This is a genomic window from Pseudomonas sp. 91RF, assembly GCF_003576265.1.
In the GTDB taxonomy this organism is placed as follows: domain Bacteria; phylum Pseudomonadota; class Gammaproteobacteria; order Pseudomonadales; family Pseudomonadaceae; genus Aquipseudomonas; species Aquipseudomonas kribbensis.
In genome coordinates this window covers 150,713-166,658 of sequence record NZ_QWFC01000014.1, presented here as the reverse complement: position 1 = coordinate 166,658, position 15,946 = coordinate 150,713, and the positions used below count along the sequence as shown (strand labels likewise).

Annotated in this window: 17 protein-coding genes; 4 read left to right on the top strand and 13 right to left on the bottom strand. The window is 60.3% G+C overall.

What is annotated here, in order from left to right; genetic code table 11:
- Window positions 1-505 precede the first annotated feature (505 nt).
- The 3 genes from cysN to DXT77_RS04100 form a co-directional block, all read right to left on the bottom strand.
- Entirely contained in the window at window positions 506-2,404 is a 1,899-nt protein-coding gene (gene cysN, locus DXT77_RS04110) for a sulfate adenylyltransferase subunit CysN (protein WP_119426714.1), read from the bottom strand.
- Between the two features lie 9 nt (window positions 2,405-2,413).
- The gene (gene cysD, locus DXT77_RS04105; protein WP_119426713.1) at window positions 2,414-3,331 is read right to left on the bottom strand and encodes a sulfate adenylyltransferase subunit CysD; all 918 of its coding nucleotides are present in this window, start codon (window positions 3,329-3,331) and stop codon (window positions 2,414-2,416) included.
- Between the two features lie 149 nt (window positions 3,332-3,480).
- The gene (locus DXT77_RS04100; protein WP_119426712.1) at window positions 3,481-4,239 is read right to left on the bottom strand and encodes a Nif3-like dinuclear metal center hexameric protein; all 759 of its coding nucleotides are present in this window, start codon (window positions 4,237-4,239) and stop codon (window positions 3,481-3,483) included.
- Window positions 4,240-4,342: 103 nt separating this feature from the next.
- Here DXT77_RS04100 and algW point away from each other — a divergent pair, with 103 nt between their 5' ends.
- Both algW and DXT77_RS04090 read left to right on the top strand, forming a co-directional pair.
- Window positions 4,343-5,497 (top strand): Do family serine endopeptidase AlgW, encoded by a 1,155-nt coding sequence (gene algW, locus DXT77_RS04095; RefSeq protein WP_085711771.1) that lies wholly within the window; start codon window positions 4,343-4,345, stop codon window positions 5,495-5,497.
- Between the two features lie 231 nt (window positions 5,498-5,728).
- Complete coding sequence (locus DXT77_RS04090; protein ID WP_119426711.1) at window positions 5,729-6,130, top strand: hypothetical protein; 402 nt, start codon at window positions 5,729-5,731, stop codon at window positions 6,128-6,130.
- 87 nt (window positions 6,131-6,217) lie between these two features.
- Here DXT77_RS04090 and hisC read toward each other — a convergent pair whose 3' ends face one another.
- The 10 genes from hisC to DXT77_RS04040 all read right to left on the bottom strand — a co-directional run bounded on the left by hisC (window position 6,218) and on the right by DXT77_RS04040 (window position 14,170).
- Window positions 6,218-7,270, bottom strand: a complete 1,053-nt coding sequence (gene hisC / locus DXT77_RS04085; protein WP_119426710.1) for a histidinol-phosphate transaminase — start codon at window positions 7,268-7,270, stop codon at window positions 6,218-6,220.
- Window positions 7,271-7,272: 2 nt separating this feature from the next.
- Entirely contained in the window at window positions 7,273-8,598 is a 1,326-nt protein-coding gene (gene hisD / locus DXT77_RS04080) for a histidinol dehydrogenase (RefSeq protein WP_119426709.1), read from the bottom strand.
- 125 nt (window positions 8,599-8,723) lie between these two features.
- Window positions 8,724-9,359, bottom strand: a complete 636-nt coding sequence (gene hisG / locus DXT77_RS04075) for an ATP phosphoribosyltransferase (RefSeq protein WP_039769308.1) — start codon at window positions 9,357-9,359, stop codon at window positions 8,724-8,726.
- Between the two features lie 127 nt (window positions 9,360-9,486).
- Window positions 9,487-10,752 (bottom strand): UDP-N-acetylglucosamine 1-carboxyvinyltransferase, encoded by a 1,266-nt coding sequence (murA, locus tag DXT77_RS04070; RefSeq protein ID WP_119426708.1) that lies wholly within the window; start codon window positions 10,750-10,752, stop codon window positions 9,487-9,489.
- A gap of 22 nt (window positions 10,753-10,774) precedes the next feature.
- Window positions 10,775-11,014 (bottom strand): BolA family protein, encoded by a 240-nt coding sequence (locus DXT77_RS04065; RefSeq protein ID WP_039769303.1) that lies wholly within the window; start codon window positions 11,012-11,014, stop codon window positions 10,775-10,777.
- A gap of 115 nt (window positions 11,015-11,129) precedes the next feature.
- The gene (locus DXT77_RS04060; protein WP_085711775.1) at window positions 11,130-11,435 is read right to left on the bottom strand and encodes a lipid asymmetry maintenance protein MlaB; all 306 of its coding nucleotides are present in this window, start codon (window positions 11,433-11,435) and stop codon (window positions 11,130-11,132) included.
- Window positions 11,432-12,082 carry a phospholipid-binding protein MlaC gene (locus tag DXT77_RS04055; protein ID WP_085711776.1) on the bottom strand — a complete coding sequence of 217 codons (651 nt, stop codon included), beginning with the start codon at window positions 12,080-12,082 and terminating at the stop codon, window positions 11,432-11,434. Before DXT77_RS04055 ends, DXT77_RS04060 begins: the two co-directional genes overlap by 4 nt.
- 11 nt (window positions 12,083-12,093) lie before the next feature.
- Complete coding sequence (gene mlaD / locus DXT77_RS04050; RefSeq protein WP_085711777.1) at window positions 12,094-12,561, bottom strand: outer membrane lipid asymmetry maintenance protein MlaD; 468 nt, start codon at window positions 12,559-12,561, stop codon at window positions 12,094-12,096.
- On the bottom strand, window positions 12,561-13,358 hold the full coding sequence (gene mlaE, locus DXT77_RS04045) for a lipid asymmetry maintenance ABC transporter permease subunit MlaE (protein ID WP_119426707.1): 798 nt from the start codon (window positions 13,356-13,358) through the stop codon (window positions 12,561-12,563). Before mlaE ends, mlaD begins: the two co-directional genes overlap by 1 nt.
- Complete coding sequence (locus DXT77_RS04040) at window positions 13,358-14,170, bottom strand: ATP-binding cassette domain-containing protein (protein ID WP_085729619.1); 813 nt, start codon at window positions 14,168-14,170, stop codon at window positions 13,358-13,360. Before DXT77_RS04040 ends, mlaE begins: the two co-directional genes overlap by 1 nt.
- 275 nt (window positions 14,171-14,445) lie before the next feature.
- Here DXT77_RS04040 and DXT77_RS04035 point away from each other — a divergent pair, with 275 nt between their 5' ends.
- Together DXT77_RS04035 and DXT77_RS04030 are read left to right on the top strand one after the other, a co-directional pair.
- Window positions 14,446-15,420, top strand: coding sequence for a KpsF/GutQ family sugar-phosphate isomerase (locus DXT77_RS04035; RefSeq protein WP_085711780.1), 975 nt, complete (start codon window positions 14,446-14,448; stop codon window positions 15,418-15,420).
- Entirely contained in the window at window positions 15,421-15,945 is a 525-nt protein-coding gene (locus DXT77_RS04030) for an HAD family hydrolase (protein WP_119426706.1), read from the top strand. It begins immediately after the preceding gene.
- Window position 15,946: the final 1 nt, after the last annotated feature.

Genomic DNA, 15,946 nt, shown 5'->3' with positions numbered 1-15,946 from the left:
TGGCCGGCCGTCAGGCCGCCATCGTCAGCAGGCTGACTCCCACGGGAAAGCAAAAGCAGTTCGCCTCTCGCTTCCCACCACTCAACACGATGAGCGTTAGCTCAAGTACCGCTTTTGACGTACCGGCCCCGTCGGAAGGCTGAGTGGAGGGATTCATTCGGGGGGTGGGCGCGTAGCGCCGTTTGGCGAAGCCAAACACATCGAGAGGAGGTGCAGCGAAGCAAACCCTAGGCGATGCCCCCGGATGAATCCCGGAGCGAAGGAACACCGAGCCACAGCGAGGTGCCGAACGCCGGGGCCCAGCGTTTTGCTTACTTTTGGGCGTCTGCAAAAGTGAGTCGCTGTAAGAGCGAAACCGCCAGCGGCCCCCCCCGAAGAAACGGATATACACCCAAAACCCCAAGAGCATGGCCGGCCCAAAGGCCGCCACAGCCAGCAGACCAACCACAAAAGAAAAGCCCGCCGATGATCACTCATCGACGGGCTTTTTATTGGCAGCTAACGCTTAAATCGCGCCACGCTTACGCAACAGATCCATCACTTGCTTGACGCCTTCTTCCAGCGACAGCGACTGGGTATCGATCACCAGATCGGCATCCAGCGGCACGTCATACGGGAAAGACTCACCCGGAATGTTATCGCCACCGGCCGCGTACAACCCTTGCGGATCACGCTCGGCGCAAACAGTCGGCGAAGCCTGGACATAGACCGTCAGCAGACGCTCCTTGCCGATCAGCTCCCTGGCCTGTTCACGACCCTCAGCGCTCGGCGCCACAAACGCAGCAAGCGTCAACAGACCCGCTTCGTTGAACTGACGCGCCACATGCGCGGCACGACGCCAGTTCTCGGTGCGACCGGCGCGATCCTGCGGCAGACCTTTATTCAGGTCGTGACGCAGGTTCTGGCCGTCGAGTACAAACACCGCACGCCCCATGTCGAACAACTTACGCTCGACCGCGTAGGCCAGCGTGCTCTTGCCCGCGCCGGACAGGCCGCTGAACAGCACGGTCGCCGGTTGCTGACCGAAACGCTGGGCGCGCTCGGTGGTCGCGACATGAGCCAGTTTGCCGTGATGGGTGGCAGTGCCATGAGCCAGCGGCTGGGCGACGATCATGCCGGCGCCGACGGTGCCGTTGGTCAAACGATCGATGACGATGAACGCGCCGGTGGTGCGGTTGCTGTCGTAACCGTCGAGGGCGATCGGCGCATCGAGCGCGATCTTCACCTTGCCGATTTCGTTGAGCTGCAACGCGCTCGCCGGGCCTTCTTCGAGGGTGTTGACGTCGACCTTGTTGACGATGCTGGCGATGGAGCCCGGCACGTAACTGGTGGCGCGTTTGATGTCGTATTTCTTGCCCGGCAGCATCGGCTCTTCAGCCATCCACACCAACATCGCTTCAAAGCTGTCGGTCACCGGCGGAACGTTGTCGGCGTGTACCAGCAGGTCGCCACGGGAGATGTCGATCTCGTCTTCCATGGTCAACGTTACAGCTTGGCCAGGGCCGGCATGCTCCAGTTCACCTTCGAAGGTGACGATGGATTTCACGCGGCTGCTCTTGCCCGAAGGCAGGACCACGACTTCGTCGCCTTTCTTGACGATGCCGCTGGCCAGGGTGCCGGCGAAACCGCGGAAGTTCAGGTTCGGACGGTTGACGTACTGCACCGGGAAACGCAGATCGGTGAAGTTACGGTCGCCTGCCACTTCCACGGTCTCGAGGATTTCCATCAGCGACTGGCCGGTGTACCACGGCGAGCGCTCGGACTTGTTCACCACGTTGTCGCCTTTCAGGGCGGACATCGGCACGAAGTGCATGCTGGTCGGCTTCATCTTCAAGCCTTCGGCGAACTTCAGGTAGTCGGCCTTGATCGACTCGAACACGCCCTGATCGAAGCCCTTGAGGTCCATCTTGTTGATGGCGACAACGATGTGCTTGATGCCCAGCAACGAGGCGATGAAGCTGTGGCGACGGGTCTGGGTCTGCACGCCGTAACGGGCGTCGACCAGGATGATCGCCAGGTCACAGGTGGACGCACCGGTGGCCATGTTGCGGGTGTACTGCTCATGGCCGGGGGTGTCGGCGATGATGAACTTGCGCTTGGCGGTGGAGAAATAGCGGTAGGCGACATCGATGGTGATGCCCTGCTCACGCTCGGCCTGCAGACCGTCGACCAGCAATGCCAGGTCGATGTCGTCACCGGTGGTGCCGACTTTCTTCGAATCGCGGGTGATGGCTTCGAGGTGATCTTCGTAGATCATCTTCGAGTCGTGCAGCAGGCGCCCGATCAGGGTGCTCTTGCCGTCATCGACGTTACCGCAGGTCAAAAAGCGCAGCAGCTCTTTACGTTCGTGCTGGCCCAGGTAGGCGAGGATGTCCTCGCTGATCAAATCAGATGCGTGCGACATGACAGCCCCTTAGAAATAGCCTTGACGTTTCTTGTCTTCCATCGAGCCTGCGCCATCGTGGTCGATGACACGGCCCTGGCGCTCGGAAGTTCGCGTCAGGAGCATTTCCTGAATGATGTCCGTCAGGCTTTCGGCCTCGGACTCCACCGCGCCCGTCAACGGGTAGCAGCCAAGGGTACGGAAACGCACTTTCTTTTTGACGATGCGCGCCTTGTCCTCGTCGGACAGGTGCTCGAGGATGCGCTCGTCGTCGATCATGATCAGCGTGCCGTTCTTCTCGATCACTTCGCGTTCGGCGGCGAAATACAGCGGCACGATCGGGATGCCTTCGAGGTAGATGTACTGCCAGATGTCCAGTTCGGTCCAGTTCGACAGCGGGAACACACGAATGGATTCGCCCTTGTTGACCTTGCCGTTGTAGACGTTCCACAGCTCCGGACGCTGGTTCTTCGGATCCCAGCGGTGCTTGCTGTCACGGAACGAGTAGACGCGCTCCTTGGCGCGGGACTTCTCTTCATCGCGACGGGCACCGCCGAAGGCGGCGTCGAAACCATACTTGTCGAGCGCCTGCTTCAGACCCTCGGTCTTCATGATGTCGGTGTGTTTGGCGCTGCCGTGGGTAAACGGGTTGATGCCCTGCGCAACGCCATCCGGGTTGACGTGGGTGATCAGGTCCAGACCAAGCTCTTCGACCATCTTGTCGCGGAACTTGTACATCTCCTGGAATTTCCAGCGGGTGTCGACGTGCATCACCGGAAACGGCAGTTTGCCCGGGAAGAACGCCTTGCGTGCCAGATGCAGCATCACGGCGGAGTCTTTACCGATGGAGTACAGCATCACCGGGTTGTCGAACTCGGCGGCCACCTCGCGGATGATGTGGATGCTTTCCGCCTCCAGCTGTTTCAGATGCGTCAGTTTGTCGACCATGGCTACTCACGAAAGCTTTCTTATGAACGGCCAGCGGGCCGTGTTCGAGCGGGGAATCCTAGCACAGCGCCCTTCTTCTAATCAGGGCGCGGACTAGAACGAAAGAGCATATGAATATGCCCGCCCGTTCGGGTGCTTTCAGGGGAAAGTCAGATCGGATTCGGGCAGTCGATGAAGATGTGTTCCAGGGCAAACCGCTTCGCCAGATAATCGCCCAGCGCCTGCACGCCGTAGCGTTCGGTGGCATGGTGGCCGGCGGCGATGAAGCTGATATCGTTTTCCCGGGCACTGTGGAACGTCTGTTCGGACGCCTCGCCACTGATGAACAGATCGACGCCGGCAGCAATGGCGTTGTCGATGTAGCCCTGGCCGCCGCCGGTGCACCAGCCGACCCGACGGATCATCGCGCTACCTTCGACCAGAAGCGGTTCACGGCCCATGCGTTCCTGAACACGGCGGGCGAAATCCCGGGCGGTCACCGGTTCGTCCAGCGAGCCGACCAGCCCGACGATCTTCAGGTTGTCCGGGGCCAACGGCCCTTCGACTGTGATGTCGAGCTGCCGGGCCAGTTGCACGTTGTTGCCGACGTCCGGGTGCAGATCCAGCGGCAGGTGATAGGCCAGCAGACTGATGTCGTGCTTGAGCAGCGTCTTCAAGCGCCGCTGCTTCATGCCGGTGATGCACGGGTTCTCGCCCTTCCAGAAGTAACCGTGATGCACCAGCACCAGATCGGCCTCGGCTGCGACGGCGGCATCGAGCAATGCCTGGCTGGCAGTGACGCCGCTGACGATGCGCATCACCTGCGGGCGGCCCTCGACTTGCAGGCCGTTGGGGCAATAATCGGCAATTTTCGCACTGCCGAGGTAGCGGTCGGCTTCTTCGACCAGGGTACTGAGGGCAACGGCCATGAAAGACTCCTGAAAATCCCGTTCAGAGGCGCGCGCGGCCTCGTATAATGCGCGACATTATGGGCGGTCTGACCCCGCCTGCAACTTTTCCAGGACGTGCTTAATGCTCAAGGCGCTGCGTTTTTTCGGCTGGCCGCTGTTGGCCGGTGTGCTTATCGCTCTGTTGATTATTCAGCGTTACCCGCAGTGGGTCGGGCTTCCGAGCCTCGACGTCAACCTGCAACAGGCTCCGCAGACCACCAGCGTGCAACAGGGACCGGTGTCCTACGCCGACGCGGTCGTGATTGCCGCGCCGTCGGTGGTTAACCTCTACACCACCAAAGTCATCAACAAACCGGCGCATCCGCTGTTCGAGGATCCGCAGTTCCGCCGTTTCTTCGGTGACAATTCACCGAAGCAGAAACGCATGGAATCGAGCCTCGGCTCCGGTGTGATCATGAGCCCGGAAGGCTACATCCTGACCAACAACCACGTCACCACCGGCGCCGACCAGATTGTCGTGGCGCTCAAGGATGGCCGTGAAACCCTGGCCCGGGTGATCGGCAGCGACCCGGAAACCGATCTCGCAGTCCTGAAGATCGACCTGAAGAACCTGCCGGCGATCACCGTCGGTCGCTCCGACAACATCCGCATCGGCGACGTCGCACTGGCCATCGGCAACCCGTTCGGGGTCGGGCAGACCGTGACCATGGGCATCATCAGCGCCACCGGCCGCAACCAGCTGGGCCTGAACAACTACGAAGACTTCATCCAGACCGACGCGGCGATCAACCCGGGCAACTCCGGCGGCGCGCTGGTCGACGCCAACGGCAACCTCACCGGCATCAACACCGCGATCTTCTCGAAGTCCGGCGGCTCCCAGGGCATCGGCTTCGCGATTCCGGTGAAGCTGGCGATGGAAGTGATGAAGTCGATCATCGAGCACGGTCAGGTGATTCGTGGCTGGCTGGGGATCGAGGTGCAACCGCTGACTCAGGAACTGGCCGAATCGTTCGGTCTGTCGGGGCGTCCGGGGATTGTGGTAGCGGGTATTTTCCGCGACGGCCCGGCACAGAAGGCCGGCCTGCAACTGGGTGACGTGATTCTCAGCATCGACGGCGAACCGGCCGGCGATGGCCGCAAGTCGATGAACCAGGTGGCGCGGATCAAGCCGACCGACAAGGTCACGATTCAGGTGATGCGCAATGGCAAGGAATTGAAGCTGACTGCCGAGATCGGCCTGCGTCCGCCGCCGGCGCCAGTGAAAGAAGAAGAATAAACACAACGTGATGTGGGAACGAGCGTACTCACTCCCACATCAATTTTCCGATATTCGCTAACGAATTCCTTAACAACCTAATCAACGGTTAAATTCAGAAGTCATTCAGAAAAGCTCTTAAAGCCTGTAATTTCTGACAGTTACCTCGCTCTCCGAATATAAGTAGCCTTTTCGAACAAGGCAGCTTATTCGTGCTACCCCAAACTTCTTACTGCATAAAAGGGATTGAGCATGCAAACCAAGAAAACGAAAACGGAGCAGTATTTCGAAGGTGAGATTCGGTTAGTCACTGAACGCGAAATACTGACTCTCACAGATGTCAGCAGGTCTGAGTACACCGACGGCTTTGGAGGGTACTTCAGCGGGTCTGATGGAAAGCACAGCATCTGGCTGGGATATCCCGAAACAATTGACAAGGGAAAAAGCAAAGACTTTTCTTACCCAACAGACTTTTCACACTCGCCCCATATACCTTGGGTATATATAGAAAACGGCAAGCAGCACCCTATCAAGTCCGGCGAAATCACTGTAAGCCACGAACCGGATTCAAGTTACGAAGGTAGCTTTCGTGACTTAATCGGGGAAAACAATTTAAAAATCAAAGGCACGTTCATCATCAAATGGCGAAAATAAACATCGTTTCTTGCCCTTAGCCATATAAAAGAGGCAACGCGAAGCTTTTTTCCTTCGCGTTGCCATCCATTACTGAAAGACAAATTGTCAGAGATCGCCGAGACCGTCGATCAACGCCTGATTCTGCTCCGGCGTACCGATCGAGATCCGCAGGAACTGGGCAATCCGTTCCTGCTTGAAGTGGCGCACGATCACACCCTGCTCTCGCAGCTTGGCCGCCAGCCCTGCCGCATCGTGTTGTGGATGCCGGGCGAAGATGAAGTTGGCCGCTGACGGCAGCACTTCAAAGCCTTTGGCCTGCAACTGAGCAACCACCCACTCACGACTCTCGATGACCAGTGCGCAGGTCTTGTCGAAGTATTCGCGATCCTCGAACGCCGCCGCTGCACCGACATTGGCCATGCGATCCAGCGGGTAGGAGTTGAAGCTGTTCTTGATCCGCTCCAGCGCCTCGATCAGGTCCGGATGGCCGACCGCCAGACCGACCCGCAGGCCCGCCAGCGAACGGGACTTGGACAGAGTCTGGGTCACCAGCAGGTTCGGGTAACGGTCCACCAGACTGATCGCGGTTTCGCCGCCGAAGTCGATATAGGCCTCGTCGACCACCACCACGGAATCCGGGCTGGCCTTGAGGATCTGCTCGACCGCTTCCAGCGCCAGCAGGCAACCGGTCGGCGCGTTCGGGTTGGGGAAGATGATCCCGCCGTTCGGTTTGGCGTAGTCCGCCGGGTTGATGCGGAACTGCGCGTCCAGCGGCACCGCGTCGAACTTGATGCCGTACAGGCCGCAGTAGACCGGATAGAAGCTGTAGCTGATGTCCGGGAACAGCAGCGGCTGATCGTGTTGCAGCAAACCGTGGAAGATGTGCGCCAGCACTTCGTCCGAACCGTTGCCGAGGAACACCTGATTGCTCTGCACACCGTAGTAGTTGGCGACGGCGTTTTTCAGCCGATCGCTGTTCGGGTCCGGGTACAGACGCAGATTGTCGTTGAGTTCGGTCTGCATCGCCGCCAGGGCTTTTGGCGACGGGCCGTACGGGTTTTCGTTGGTGTTGAGTTTGACCAGCCGGGTCAGCTTCGGCTGCTCGCCCGGCACGTAAGGCACCAGATCCTTGACGAACGGGCTCCAGAATTTACTCATGTTCAGTTCCCCTTCACTTCGTCTTTGATGCGGTATTCGGCGCTGCGAGCGTGAGCGCTCAGGGATTCGCCACGAGCGAGGATCGAGGCGGTCTTGCCCAGTTCCGAAGCACCGGCCTCGGAGCAGAAGATGATCGAGGAACGTTTCTGGAAGTCGTACACACCCAGCGGCGAGGAGAAACGCGCGGTGCCGGACGTCGGCAACACGTGGTTCGGGCCGGCGCAGTAGTCGCCCAGCGCTTCGGAGGTGTGGCGGCCCATGAAGATCGCGCCGGCGTGGCGAATCTGCGGCAGCCAGGCCTGTGGGTCGGCAACCGACAGTTCAAGGTGTTCCGGCGCGATGCGGTTGGCGACTTCGATGGCCTGGGCCATGTCGCGCACGTGAATCAGGGCGCCACGGCCATTGATCGAGGTTTCGATGATATTGGCGCGATCCATGGTCGGCAGCAGTTTGTCGATGCTCGCGGCGACCTTGTCGAGGAATTCGGCGTCCGGACTGACCAGAATGGCCTGGGCGTCTTCGTCGTGCTCGGCCTGGGAGAACAGGTCCATGGCGATCCAGTCCGGATCGGTCTGGCCGTCGCACACCACGAGGATTTCCGACGGACCGGCGATCATGTCGATGCCGACCTGACCGAACACGTGACGCTTGGCAGTCGCCACATAGATGTTGCCCGGGCCGACGACCTTGTCCACTTGCGGCACGCTTTCAGTACCGTAGGCCAGTGCGGCAACGGCCTGGGCGCCACCGATGGTGAACACCCGGTCGACACCGGCGATGCACGCCGCCGCCAGTACCAGTTCGTTGACCTCGCCACGCGGGGTCGGCACCACCATCACCACTTCGGTGACACCGGCGACCTTGGCCGGAATCGCGTTCATCAAGACCGAGGACGGGTACGACGCCTTGCCGCCCGGAACATACAGACCGGCGCGATCCAGCGGCGTGACTTTCTGGCCCAGCACCGTGCCGTCGGCTTCGGTGTAGCTCCAGGAGTCCTGCTTCTGTTTTTCGTGGTAGCTGCGAACGCGGGCGGCGGCTTTTTCCAGCGCTTCGCGTTGCGCCACGGTGATACGGGTCAGGGCCAGTTCCAGACGCTCGCGCGGCAGGATCAAGTCTGCCATCGAGGCGACTTCGAGGCCGTCGAATTTCTGGGTGAACTCGACCAGCGCCGCGTCACCGCGCTCGCGCACAGCCTTGATGATGTCCAGCACCCGCTGATTGACCGAGTCGTCAGACACACTTTCCCAGCTCAGCAGATGATCCAGATGATGCGCGAAATCCGGGTCAGCAGCGTTGAGTCGGCGAATTGCAGTCGGTGCGGTCATAGCGAGAGCCTCATAGGAATGGCAAAAAACTCAGGCGCCCGAAACTACCATTCGATCCGCTTGGGCACCTGAGATTCTGGCTATGAGGCGGATAGACGGGCGCGACTTAACGTCGCGCAGGTACATCAGCCGCGGTGTCGAGACTCCACTGCCTTGCGCAGTGTGTCGATCAACGCCTGGATTCGGGCGTGTTGCATTTTCATCGAAGCTTTATTGACCACCAGACGTGAGCTGATCGTGGCGATCAGTTCCTGGGGTTCAAGACCGTTTGCACGCAGAGTGTTGCCGGTGTCGACTACGTCGATGATCTTGTCGGCCAGACCGATCAGTGGCGCCAGTTCCATCGAGCCGTACAGCTTGATGATGTCGACCTGACGCCCCTGCTCGGCGTAGTAGCGCTTGGCAACGTTGACGAACTTGGTGGCGACGCGCAGACGGCCCTTGGGCTCGGCCGCGCCGACCTTGCCGGCGGTCATCAGCTTGCACTGGGCAATCTGCAGGTCCAGCGGTTCGTACAGGCCTTGCCCTGTGTATTCCATAAGCACGTCTTTACCGGCAACGCCGAGGTCGGCCGCGCCATGCTCGACATAGGTCGGCACGTCGGTGGCGCGCACGATCAACAGGCGTACGTCTTCCTGGGTCGTGGGAATGATCAGCTTGCGGCTCTTGTCCGGATTCTCGGTCGGCACGATGCCCGCTTCGGCGAGAAGCGGCAGGGTGTCGTCAAGGATGCGGCCCTTGGACAGTGCGATGGTCAACATGGGAAACGTCAGTCCTTATCAAGGTACTCATGTCCGGTCGCAATCGGCGCCGGACATACTTCGAGGGTGTCACCACCCCCGATCAAAACGAATTCAACGGACACTTCCCTGTGTCCCGATGCAGCGACTAGCCCGGAACGCGACGAATCCTGGCGCCCAGCATCTGCAGCTTTTCCTCGATGCACTCGTAACCACGGTCGATGTGGTAGATGCGGTCGATCAGGGTATCGCCTTCGGCCACCAGAGCCGAAATCACCAGGCTGGCCGAAGCCCGCAGGTCGGTCGCCATGACTGGCGCGCCTTTGAGAACGTCAGTACCGGTAACGATGGCGGTGTTGCCTTCGACCTGGATCTTGGCGCCCATGCGGTGCAGCTCGTACACGTGCATGAAACGGTTTTCGAAGATCGTCTCGATCACGGCACCGGTGCCTTCGGCAATGGCGTTGAGCGAGATGAACTGCGCCTGCATGTCGGTCGGGAAGGCCGGGTACGGCGCGGTGCGCACGTTGACAGCCTTCGGACGCTTGCCGTGCATGTCCAGCTCGATCCAGTCTTCGCCGCTGGTGATTTCAGCACCGGCTTCGCGAAGCTTTTCCAGAACGGCTTCGAGGATGGTCGGATCGGTGTCCTTGACCTTCACGCGGCCACCGGTAACCGCAGCGGCTACCAGATAGGTACCGGTTTCGATACGGTCAGGCATGACCTTGTAGAAGGCCGAACCCAGACGCTCGACGCCATCGATGGTGATGGTGTCGGTGCCGGCACCGGATACCTTGGCGCCCATGGCATTGAGGAAGTTCGCCAGGTCGACCACTTCCGGCTCGCGGGCGGCGTTCTGCAGCACGCTGCGGCCTTTGGCCAGAGCGGCAGCCATCATGATGTTCTCGGTACCGGTCACGCTGACGGTATCGAAGAAGAAGTTTGCACCGCGCAGGCCACCTTCAGGCGCCTTGGCCTTGATGTAGCCGCCTTCGACGTCGATGATCGCACCCATGGCCTCAAGACCACGGATGTGCAGGTCGACCGGACGCGAACCGATGGCGCAACCGCCAGGCAGAGCGACTTCGGCTTCACCGAAACGGGCGACCATCGGGCCAAGCACCAGGATCGACGCGCGCATGGTTTTCACCAGCTCGTACGGAGCGACCAGGGTCTTGATGGTGCGCGGATCGATTTCGACGCTGAGCTTCTCGTCGATCACCGGCTCGATGCCCATGCGGCCGAACAGCTCGATCATGGTGGTGATGTCGTGCAGGTGCGGCAGGTTGCCGACGGTGACCGGGCCATCGCACAGCAGGGTGGCGGCCAGGATCGGCAGGGCGGAGTTCTTCGCCCCGGAAATGCGGATCTCGCCATCAAGACGAGCGCCACCGGTAATAATCAATTTATCCATAACAATCTCGACGCCCTAGGGCTCAGGTGCGCTCGGCCCAGGCCGCGCTGCTGAAAAATTTCATAGTGACCGCGTGGATGCTGCCATCGGCGATCCAAGGGTTCAAATGGGCATAGATGCTTTGCTGACGCTTGACCGGGCTCAATGCCGCCAGTTCATCACTAATCACGTTCAGCTGAAAGTTGCAGCCTTCGCCTTCAACTTCCACCAGCGTTCCTGGCAGCTTTCCTTCAAGGAAGCTCTTCACTTCTACGGCCTGCATGCTCAACCTCAATCGGCGCCCTGTGCGCACGGGTCGGACATCATACAAAAAAGCCCCGCGCCTGCGAACCCCGCTGCGCAGGACTCTGACGGGGGGCTTCTTTATAGATGCGGGTTCAGGGTTGCGCCAACAGCTCGGTCAGCTCGCTGACCTGAGCAATTTCACGCATGTCTTCCGGCATCCCGCGAATGCTGACCGCCTTGCCGGCGGCTTTCGCATCGCGAATGAAGCACAGCAGCAACGACAGGCCGACGCTGCTGGACTTTTCCACCGCCGAACAGTCGATCACCAATGCCGGGGCATTGCACGACTTGATCAGCGCCCGGCCCTGCTCGCGAAGGCCGGGACCGGTGCGGTAATCCAGCACACCGGTGAGCTGCAGCTGACTGGCTTCGTCCAGACGGATGGCCGACTCGGTCATTGGGCAGGCTTCTCTTGCTTCTCGGCAGTCTGCTTGGCCTTGGCCACTTCGCCGGCCCAGCCGTTGATGGTCTTGTCCAGGTCGTTGCCGTTACGCTGCATCGCGTCGGCGAACTGGTCACGGAACAGCTTGCCGATGTTGATGCCGTTGATGATCACGTTGCGCAGTTTCCACTCGCCGTTGATCTTCTCCAGCGTGTACTGAACCGGATAGATCGCGCCGTTGTTGCCCTTGACGGTCATGCCGACGCTGGTGCGGTCGCCCGACTCATCCTTCGGCGCATCGACGGTGATGCCCTGGTTGTTATATTCCAGCAAGGCGTTGCCATAGAACTGGAACAGGCCGCGCTTGAAGTTTTCCTGGAAGGTCTGCATCTGCGCCGGGGTCGCCTTGCGCGAGTACTTGACCGTCATGATGCTTTTGGAAATGCCTTCGGCATCCACCACCGGACCCACGATGGTATTCAGCGCGGTGTAGAAGTCCTGCGGGTCCTGCTTGTACTTCTCTTTGTTTGCCGCCAGATCGGCGAGCATCCGGTTGGTGGTGTCCTGGACCAGATCGTGCGCCGACTGCCCGGGCGCAGCGTTTGCCAGCAGTGGCAGTGTCGCGAGCAACACCAACAGGCCACGTCGCAAGGTAGAGATCATTCAAAAGCTCCTCATTTGGCGTCTTTGCTAACGGTATTGAGCAGGAATTTACCGATCAGGTCTTCCAGCACCAGAGACGACTGGGTGTCGTGAATGGTTCCACCATCCTTGAGCCGGGTTTCTTCCCCGCCCACGCTGATGCCGATGTACTTCTCGCCCAACAGGCCTGCGGTCAGGATAGACGCTGTGGAGTCGGTCGGCAGATTGTCGACCTTTTTATCCACCAGCAGGGTCACCCGGCCGGTAAAGCTGTCGCGGTCCAGATCGATCGCCGTGACCTTGCCGATGGTCACACCGGCCATGGTCACTTTGGCTCTGACCGTCAGACCGGCGATATTGTCGAAGTAGGCATATAGCTTGTAGGTATCGGTGGTCGAAGTCGGAGACAGGCCACTGACCCGCAGGGCAAGCAGCAACAAGGCCAGGATCCCTGCCAGCAGGAACAGGCCGACACCGATTTCCAGGGTGCGGTTTTGCATCAGAAATCTCCAAACATCAAAGCGGTCAGAATAAAGTCCAGGCCGAGCACTGCCAGCGAGGCGAATACTACGGTCTTGGTGGTGGCACGACTGATTCCCTCGGAAGTGGGCTCACAGTCATAGCCTTGGAATACGGCGATCCAGGTCACGACAAAGGCGAAAACGATACTTTTGATCACGCCGTTGAGCACGTCGCTGGAGAAGTTCACGCTGTTCTGCATGTTCGCCCAGTAGGAGCCTTCATAGACGCCCAGCCAGTCGACCGCGACCCAGGAACCGCCCCAGATGCCGACCACGCTGAAGATCATCGCCAGCACCGGCAGGGAAATGAAACCGGCCCACAGACGCGGAGCGATGATGTACTTGAGCGGATCGACACCGATCATTTCCAGGCTGGACAACTGCTCGGTGGACTTCATGTTGCCGATTTCCGCCGTCAGCGCCGAACCGGCACGACCGGCGAACAGCAGCGCCGTCACCACCGGGCCCAGCTCACGCAGCAAGGTCAAGGCAACCATCTGCCCCACCGCCTGCTCCGAGCCATAGCTCGACAGGATGTTGAAACCCTGCAGCGCCAGCACCATGCCGATGAAAATCCCGGAAACCACAATGATCACCAGCGACATCACGCCGACCGAGTGCAGTTGCTTGACCAGCAGGCCGAAACTGCCACCGATGCCGCCGCGCCCCAGCAGGGCGTGAAACAGGAACAGGGTCGAGCGACCGAACACGGCGACGACATCAATCCCGGCCTGGCCGAAACGACGTATGCGCTCCATTAATGTAATTCTGCGCATCAGCGGCGCTTCCCCAGAAGATCTGCGCGGTAATCCGTCGCTGGAAAATGATATGGCACCGGACCGTCGGGTTCACCGGTCATGAATTGACGGATACGCGGCTCGTCCGAGTTCATCAGTTCATCCGGCGTGCCCTGCCCCAGCACCTGACCATCGCCCACCACATAGATGTAATCGGCAATGCTCGCGGTTTCGGCGAGATCGTGGGAAACCACGATACTGGTGATCCCCAACGCATCGTTGAGCAGGCGGATCAGGCGCACCAGAACGCCCATGGCGATCGGGTCCTGGCCGACGAACGGTTCGTCGTACATGAGAATCTGCGGATCGAGCGCAATCGCCCGGGCCAGAGCCACGCGGCGTTTCATGCCACCGGACAGTTCATCGGGCATCAGCTCGATGGCGCCCCGCAGACCGACCGCTTGCAATTTCAGCAGCACGATGTCGCGGATCATCTCTTCCGGCAGCTGGGTATGAACGCGCAGGGGAAAGGCGACGTTCTCGAACACATCGAGATCGGTGAACAGCGCGCCGCTCTGAAACAGCACGCCCATGTGCTTGCGCGCATCAAACAGATCGCTGCGCGACAGCTTCGGCAGGTTCTGGCCGTTGACCCAGACCTCGCCCTGCGATGGCCGCAACTGGGCACCCATCAGGCGCAGCAGCGTGGTCTTGCCACACCCGGAAGGCCCCATGATGCCGGTGACCTTGCCGCGCGGGATGCGGATATCGACGTTATTGAAAATGCTCCGCGCACCGCGCTTGAAGGAGACTCCCTTCAGCTCGACCGCGTAGGCGTTATCGGCACTCATCTAAACTCCTTGCGATGCAGCCTCTCACTCGGACGCCTGGCTTTCTGGAGAAAGCCCTTACATCCCGGGCAGGCCGAACTGGCGGCGAACTATATCACTGCAAAGGGCAAGCGCCCAAGGCCTCTCCCCGGCCACGTTCAGCGATATGACAGGCCCGAAGCTTCTGTTAAGAGGTTTTAGTAACCGGGAATGACAAAGCACGACGAACTTGCGTGAGGCTTTTCAACATAACCGCTATAATCGCCGCCTTTTCATCGGGCTATACGATTTCTGACATGAGCCAAACCAGCGACCTGATTCAATCGGCACAACGCACCATCCGCCTCGAAGTGGAAGCCGTACAAGGCTTGTTGCCCCATATCGACGCCGATTTCGTACGCGCTTGCGAGATGATTCTGGCCAGCAAGGGCCGTGTAGTGGTGGTCGGCATGGGCAAGTCCGGTCACATCGGCAACAAGATTGCCGCGACCCTGGCCAGCACCGGCACCCCGGCGTTTTTCGTACACCCGGCCGAGGCCAGTCATGGCGACATGGGCATGATCACCCGTGACGACGTGATCCTGGCCCTGTCGAATTCCGGCTCCACCAACGAAATCGTCACGCTGCTGCCGCTGATCAAACGCCTGGGCATCCAGCTGATCAGCGTGACCGGCAACCCGCAATCGCCTCTGGCAAAGGCGGCCGAGGTCAATCTCAACGTTCACGTCGAGCACGAAGCCTGCCCGCTGAACCTGGCGCCGACCTCCTCGACCACTGCCGCACTGGTCATGGGCGATGCCCTGGCCGTGGCGTTGCTGGAAGCCCGCGGCTTCACCGCCGAAGACTTCGCCTTTTCCCACCCGGGTGGCGCACTCGGCCGACGCTTGCTGCTGAAAGTGGAAAACGTCATGCACGCAGGTCAGGAACTGCCGCAGGTACAACGCGGCACCCTGCTCAAGGACGCACTGATGGAAATGACCCGCAAGGGTCTGGGCATGACCGTCATTCTTGAAGCCGACGGCAAGCTTGCCGGGATCTTCACCGACGGCGACCTGCGCCGCACACTGGATCGCAGCATCGATATCCACAGCGCGACCATCGATCAGGTGATGACCGTACACGGCAAGACCGCACGCGCCGAAATGCTCGCCGCCGAGGCCCTGAAAATCATGGAAGACCATCGAATCAACGCGCTTGTCGTCGTGGATGAGGACGATCGCCCGATCGGCGCCTTCAACCTCTCCGACCTGCTGCGCGCAGGAGTGATGTAAATGAGCACCGATCTGCTGCAACGCGGCAAAGCCATCAAACTGGCGGTTTTCGACGTCGACGGCGTCCTCACCGACGGACGCCTGTACTTCCTTGAAGACGGCAGCGAATTCAAGACCTTCAATACTCTCGACGGCCAGGGCATCAAGATGCTGATGAACGCGGGCGTACAGACTGCCATCATCAGCGGTCGCAAGACCCCGGTGGTCGAGCGTCGGGCGAAGAACCTGGGGATTGCGCACCTGTTTCAGGGCCGCGAAGACAAACTCGTCGTCCTCGACGGCCTTCTCGAGCAACTGGGCCTAAGCTATGAACAGGTCGCCTATCTCGGTGACGACCTGCCCGATCTGCCGGTGATCCGCCGGGTGGGACTTGGCATGGCGGTGGCCAACGCGGCCCCCTTTGTGCGCGAGCATGCCCATGGCGTTACCCAGGCCCGTGGTGGCGAGGGTGCCGCCCGTGAATTCTGCGAACTGATCCTGCGCGCCCAAGGCAGCCTCGACGCCGCCAACAACGCGTACCTGTGAG

Excerpts from the sequence above, each read along its gene's own strand:
- cysN (WP_119426714.1), bottom strand. The coding sequence starts at position 2,404 with ATGTCGCACGCATCTGATTTGATCAGCGAGGACATCCTCGCCTACCTG.
- cysD (WP_119426713.1), bottom strand. The coding sequence starts at position 3,331 with ATGGTCGACAAACTGACGCATCTGAAACAGCTGGAGGCGGAAAGCATC.
- DXT77_RS04100 (WP_119426712.1), bottom strand. The coding sequence starts at position 4,239 with ATGGCCGTTGCCCTCAGTACCCTGGTCGAAGAAGCCGACCGCTACCTC.
- algW (WP_085711771.1), top strand. The coding sequence starts at position 4,343 with ATGCTCAAGGCGCTGCGTTTTTTCGGCTGGCCGCTGTTGGCCGGTGTG.
- DXT77_RS04090 (WP_119426711.1), top strand. The coding sequence starts at position 5,729 with ATGCAAACCAAGAAAACGAAAACGGAGCAGTATTTCGAAGGTGAGATT.
- hisC (WP_119426710.1), bottom strand. The coding sequence starts at position 7,270 with ATGAGTAAATTCTGGAGCCCGTTCGTCAAGGATCTGGTGCCTTACGTG.
- hisD (WP_119426709.1), bottom strand. The coding sequence starts at position 8,598 with ATGACCGCACCGACTGCAATTCGCCGACTCAACGCTGCTGACCCGGAT.
- hisG (WP_039769308.1), bottom strand. The coding sequence starts at position 9,359 with ATGTTGACCATCGCACTGTCCAAGGGCCGCATCCTTGACGACACCCTG.
- murA (WP_119426708.1), bottom strand. The coding sequence starts at position 10,752 with ATGGATAAATTGATTATTACCGGTGGCGCTCGTCTTGATGGCGAGATC.
- DXT77_RS04065 (WP_039769303.1), bottom strand. The coding sequence starts at position 11,014 with ATGCAGGCCGTAGAAGTGAAGAGCTTCCTTGAAGGAAAGCTGCCAGGA.
- DXT77_RS04060 (WP_085711775.1), bottom strand. The coding sequence starts at position 11,435 with ATGACCGAGTCGGCCATCCGTCTGGACGAAGCCAGTCAGCTGCAGCTC.
- DXT77_RS04055 (WP_085711776.1), bottom strand. The coding sequence starts at position 12,082 with ATGATCTCTACCTTGCGACGTGGCCTGTTGGTGTTGCTCGCGACACTG.
- mlaD (WP_085711777.1), bottom strand. The coding sequence starts at position 12,561 with ATGCAAAACCGCACCCTGGAAATCGGTGTCGGCCTGTTCCTGCTGGCA.
- mlaE (WP_119426707.1), bottom strand. The coding sequence starts at position 13,358 with ATGCGCAGAATTACATTAATGGAGCGCATACGTCGTTTCGGCCAGGCC.
- DXT77_RS04040 (WP_085729619.1), bottom strand. The coding sequence starts at position 14,170 with ATGAGTGCCGATAACGCCTACGCGGTCGAGCTGAAGGGAGTCTCCTTC.
- DXT77_RS04035 (WP_085711780.1), top strand. The coding sequence starts at position 14,446 with ATGAGCCAAACCAGCGACCTGATTCAATCGGCACAACGCACCATCCGC.
- DXT77_RS04030 (WP_119426706.1), top strand. The coding sequence starts at position 15,421 with ATGAGCACCGATCTGCTGCAACGCGGCAAAGCCATCAAACTGGCGGTT.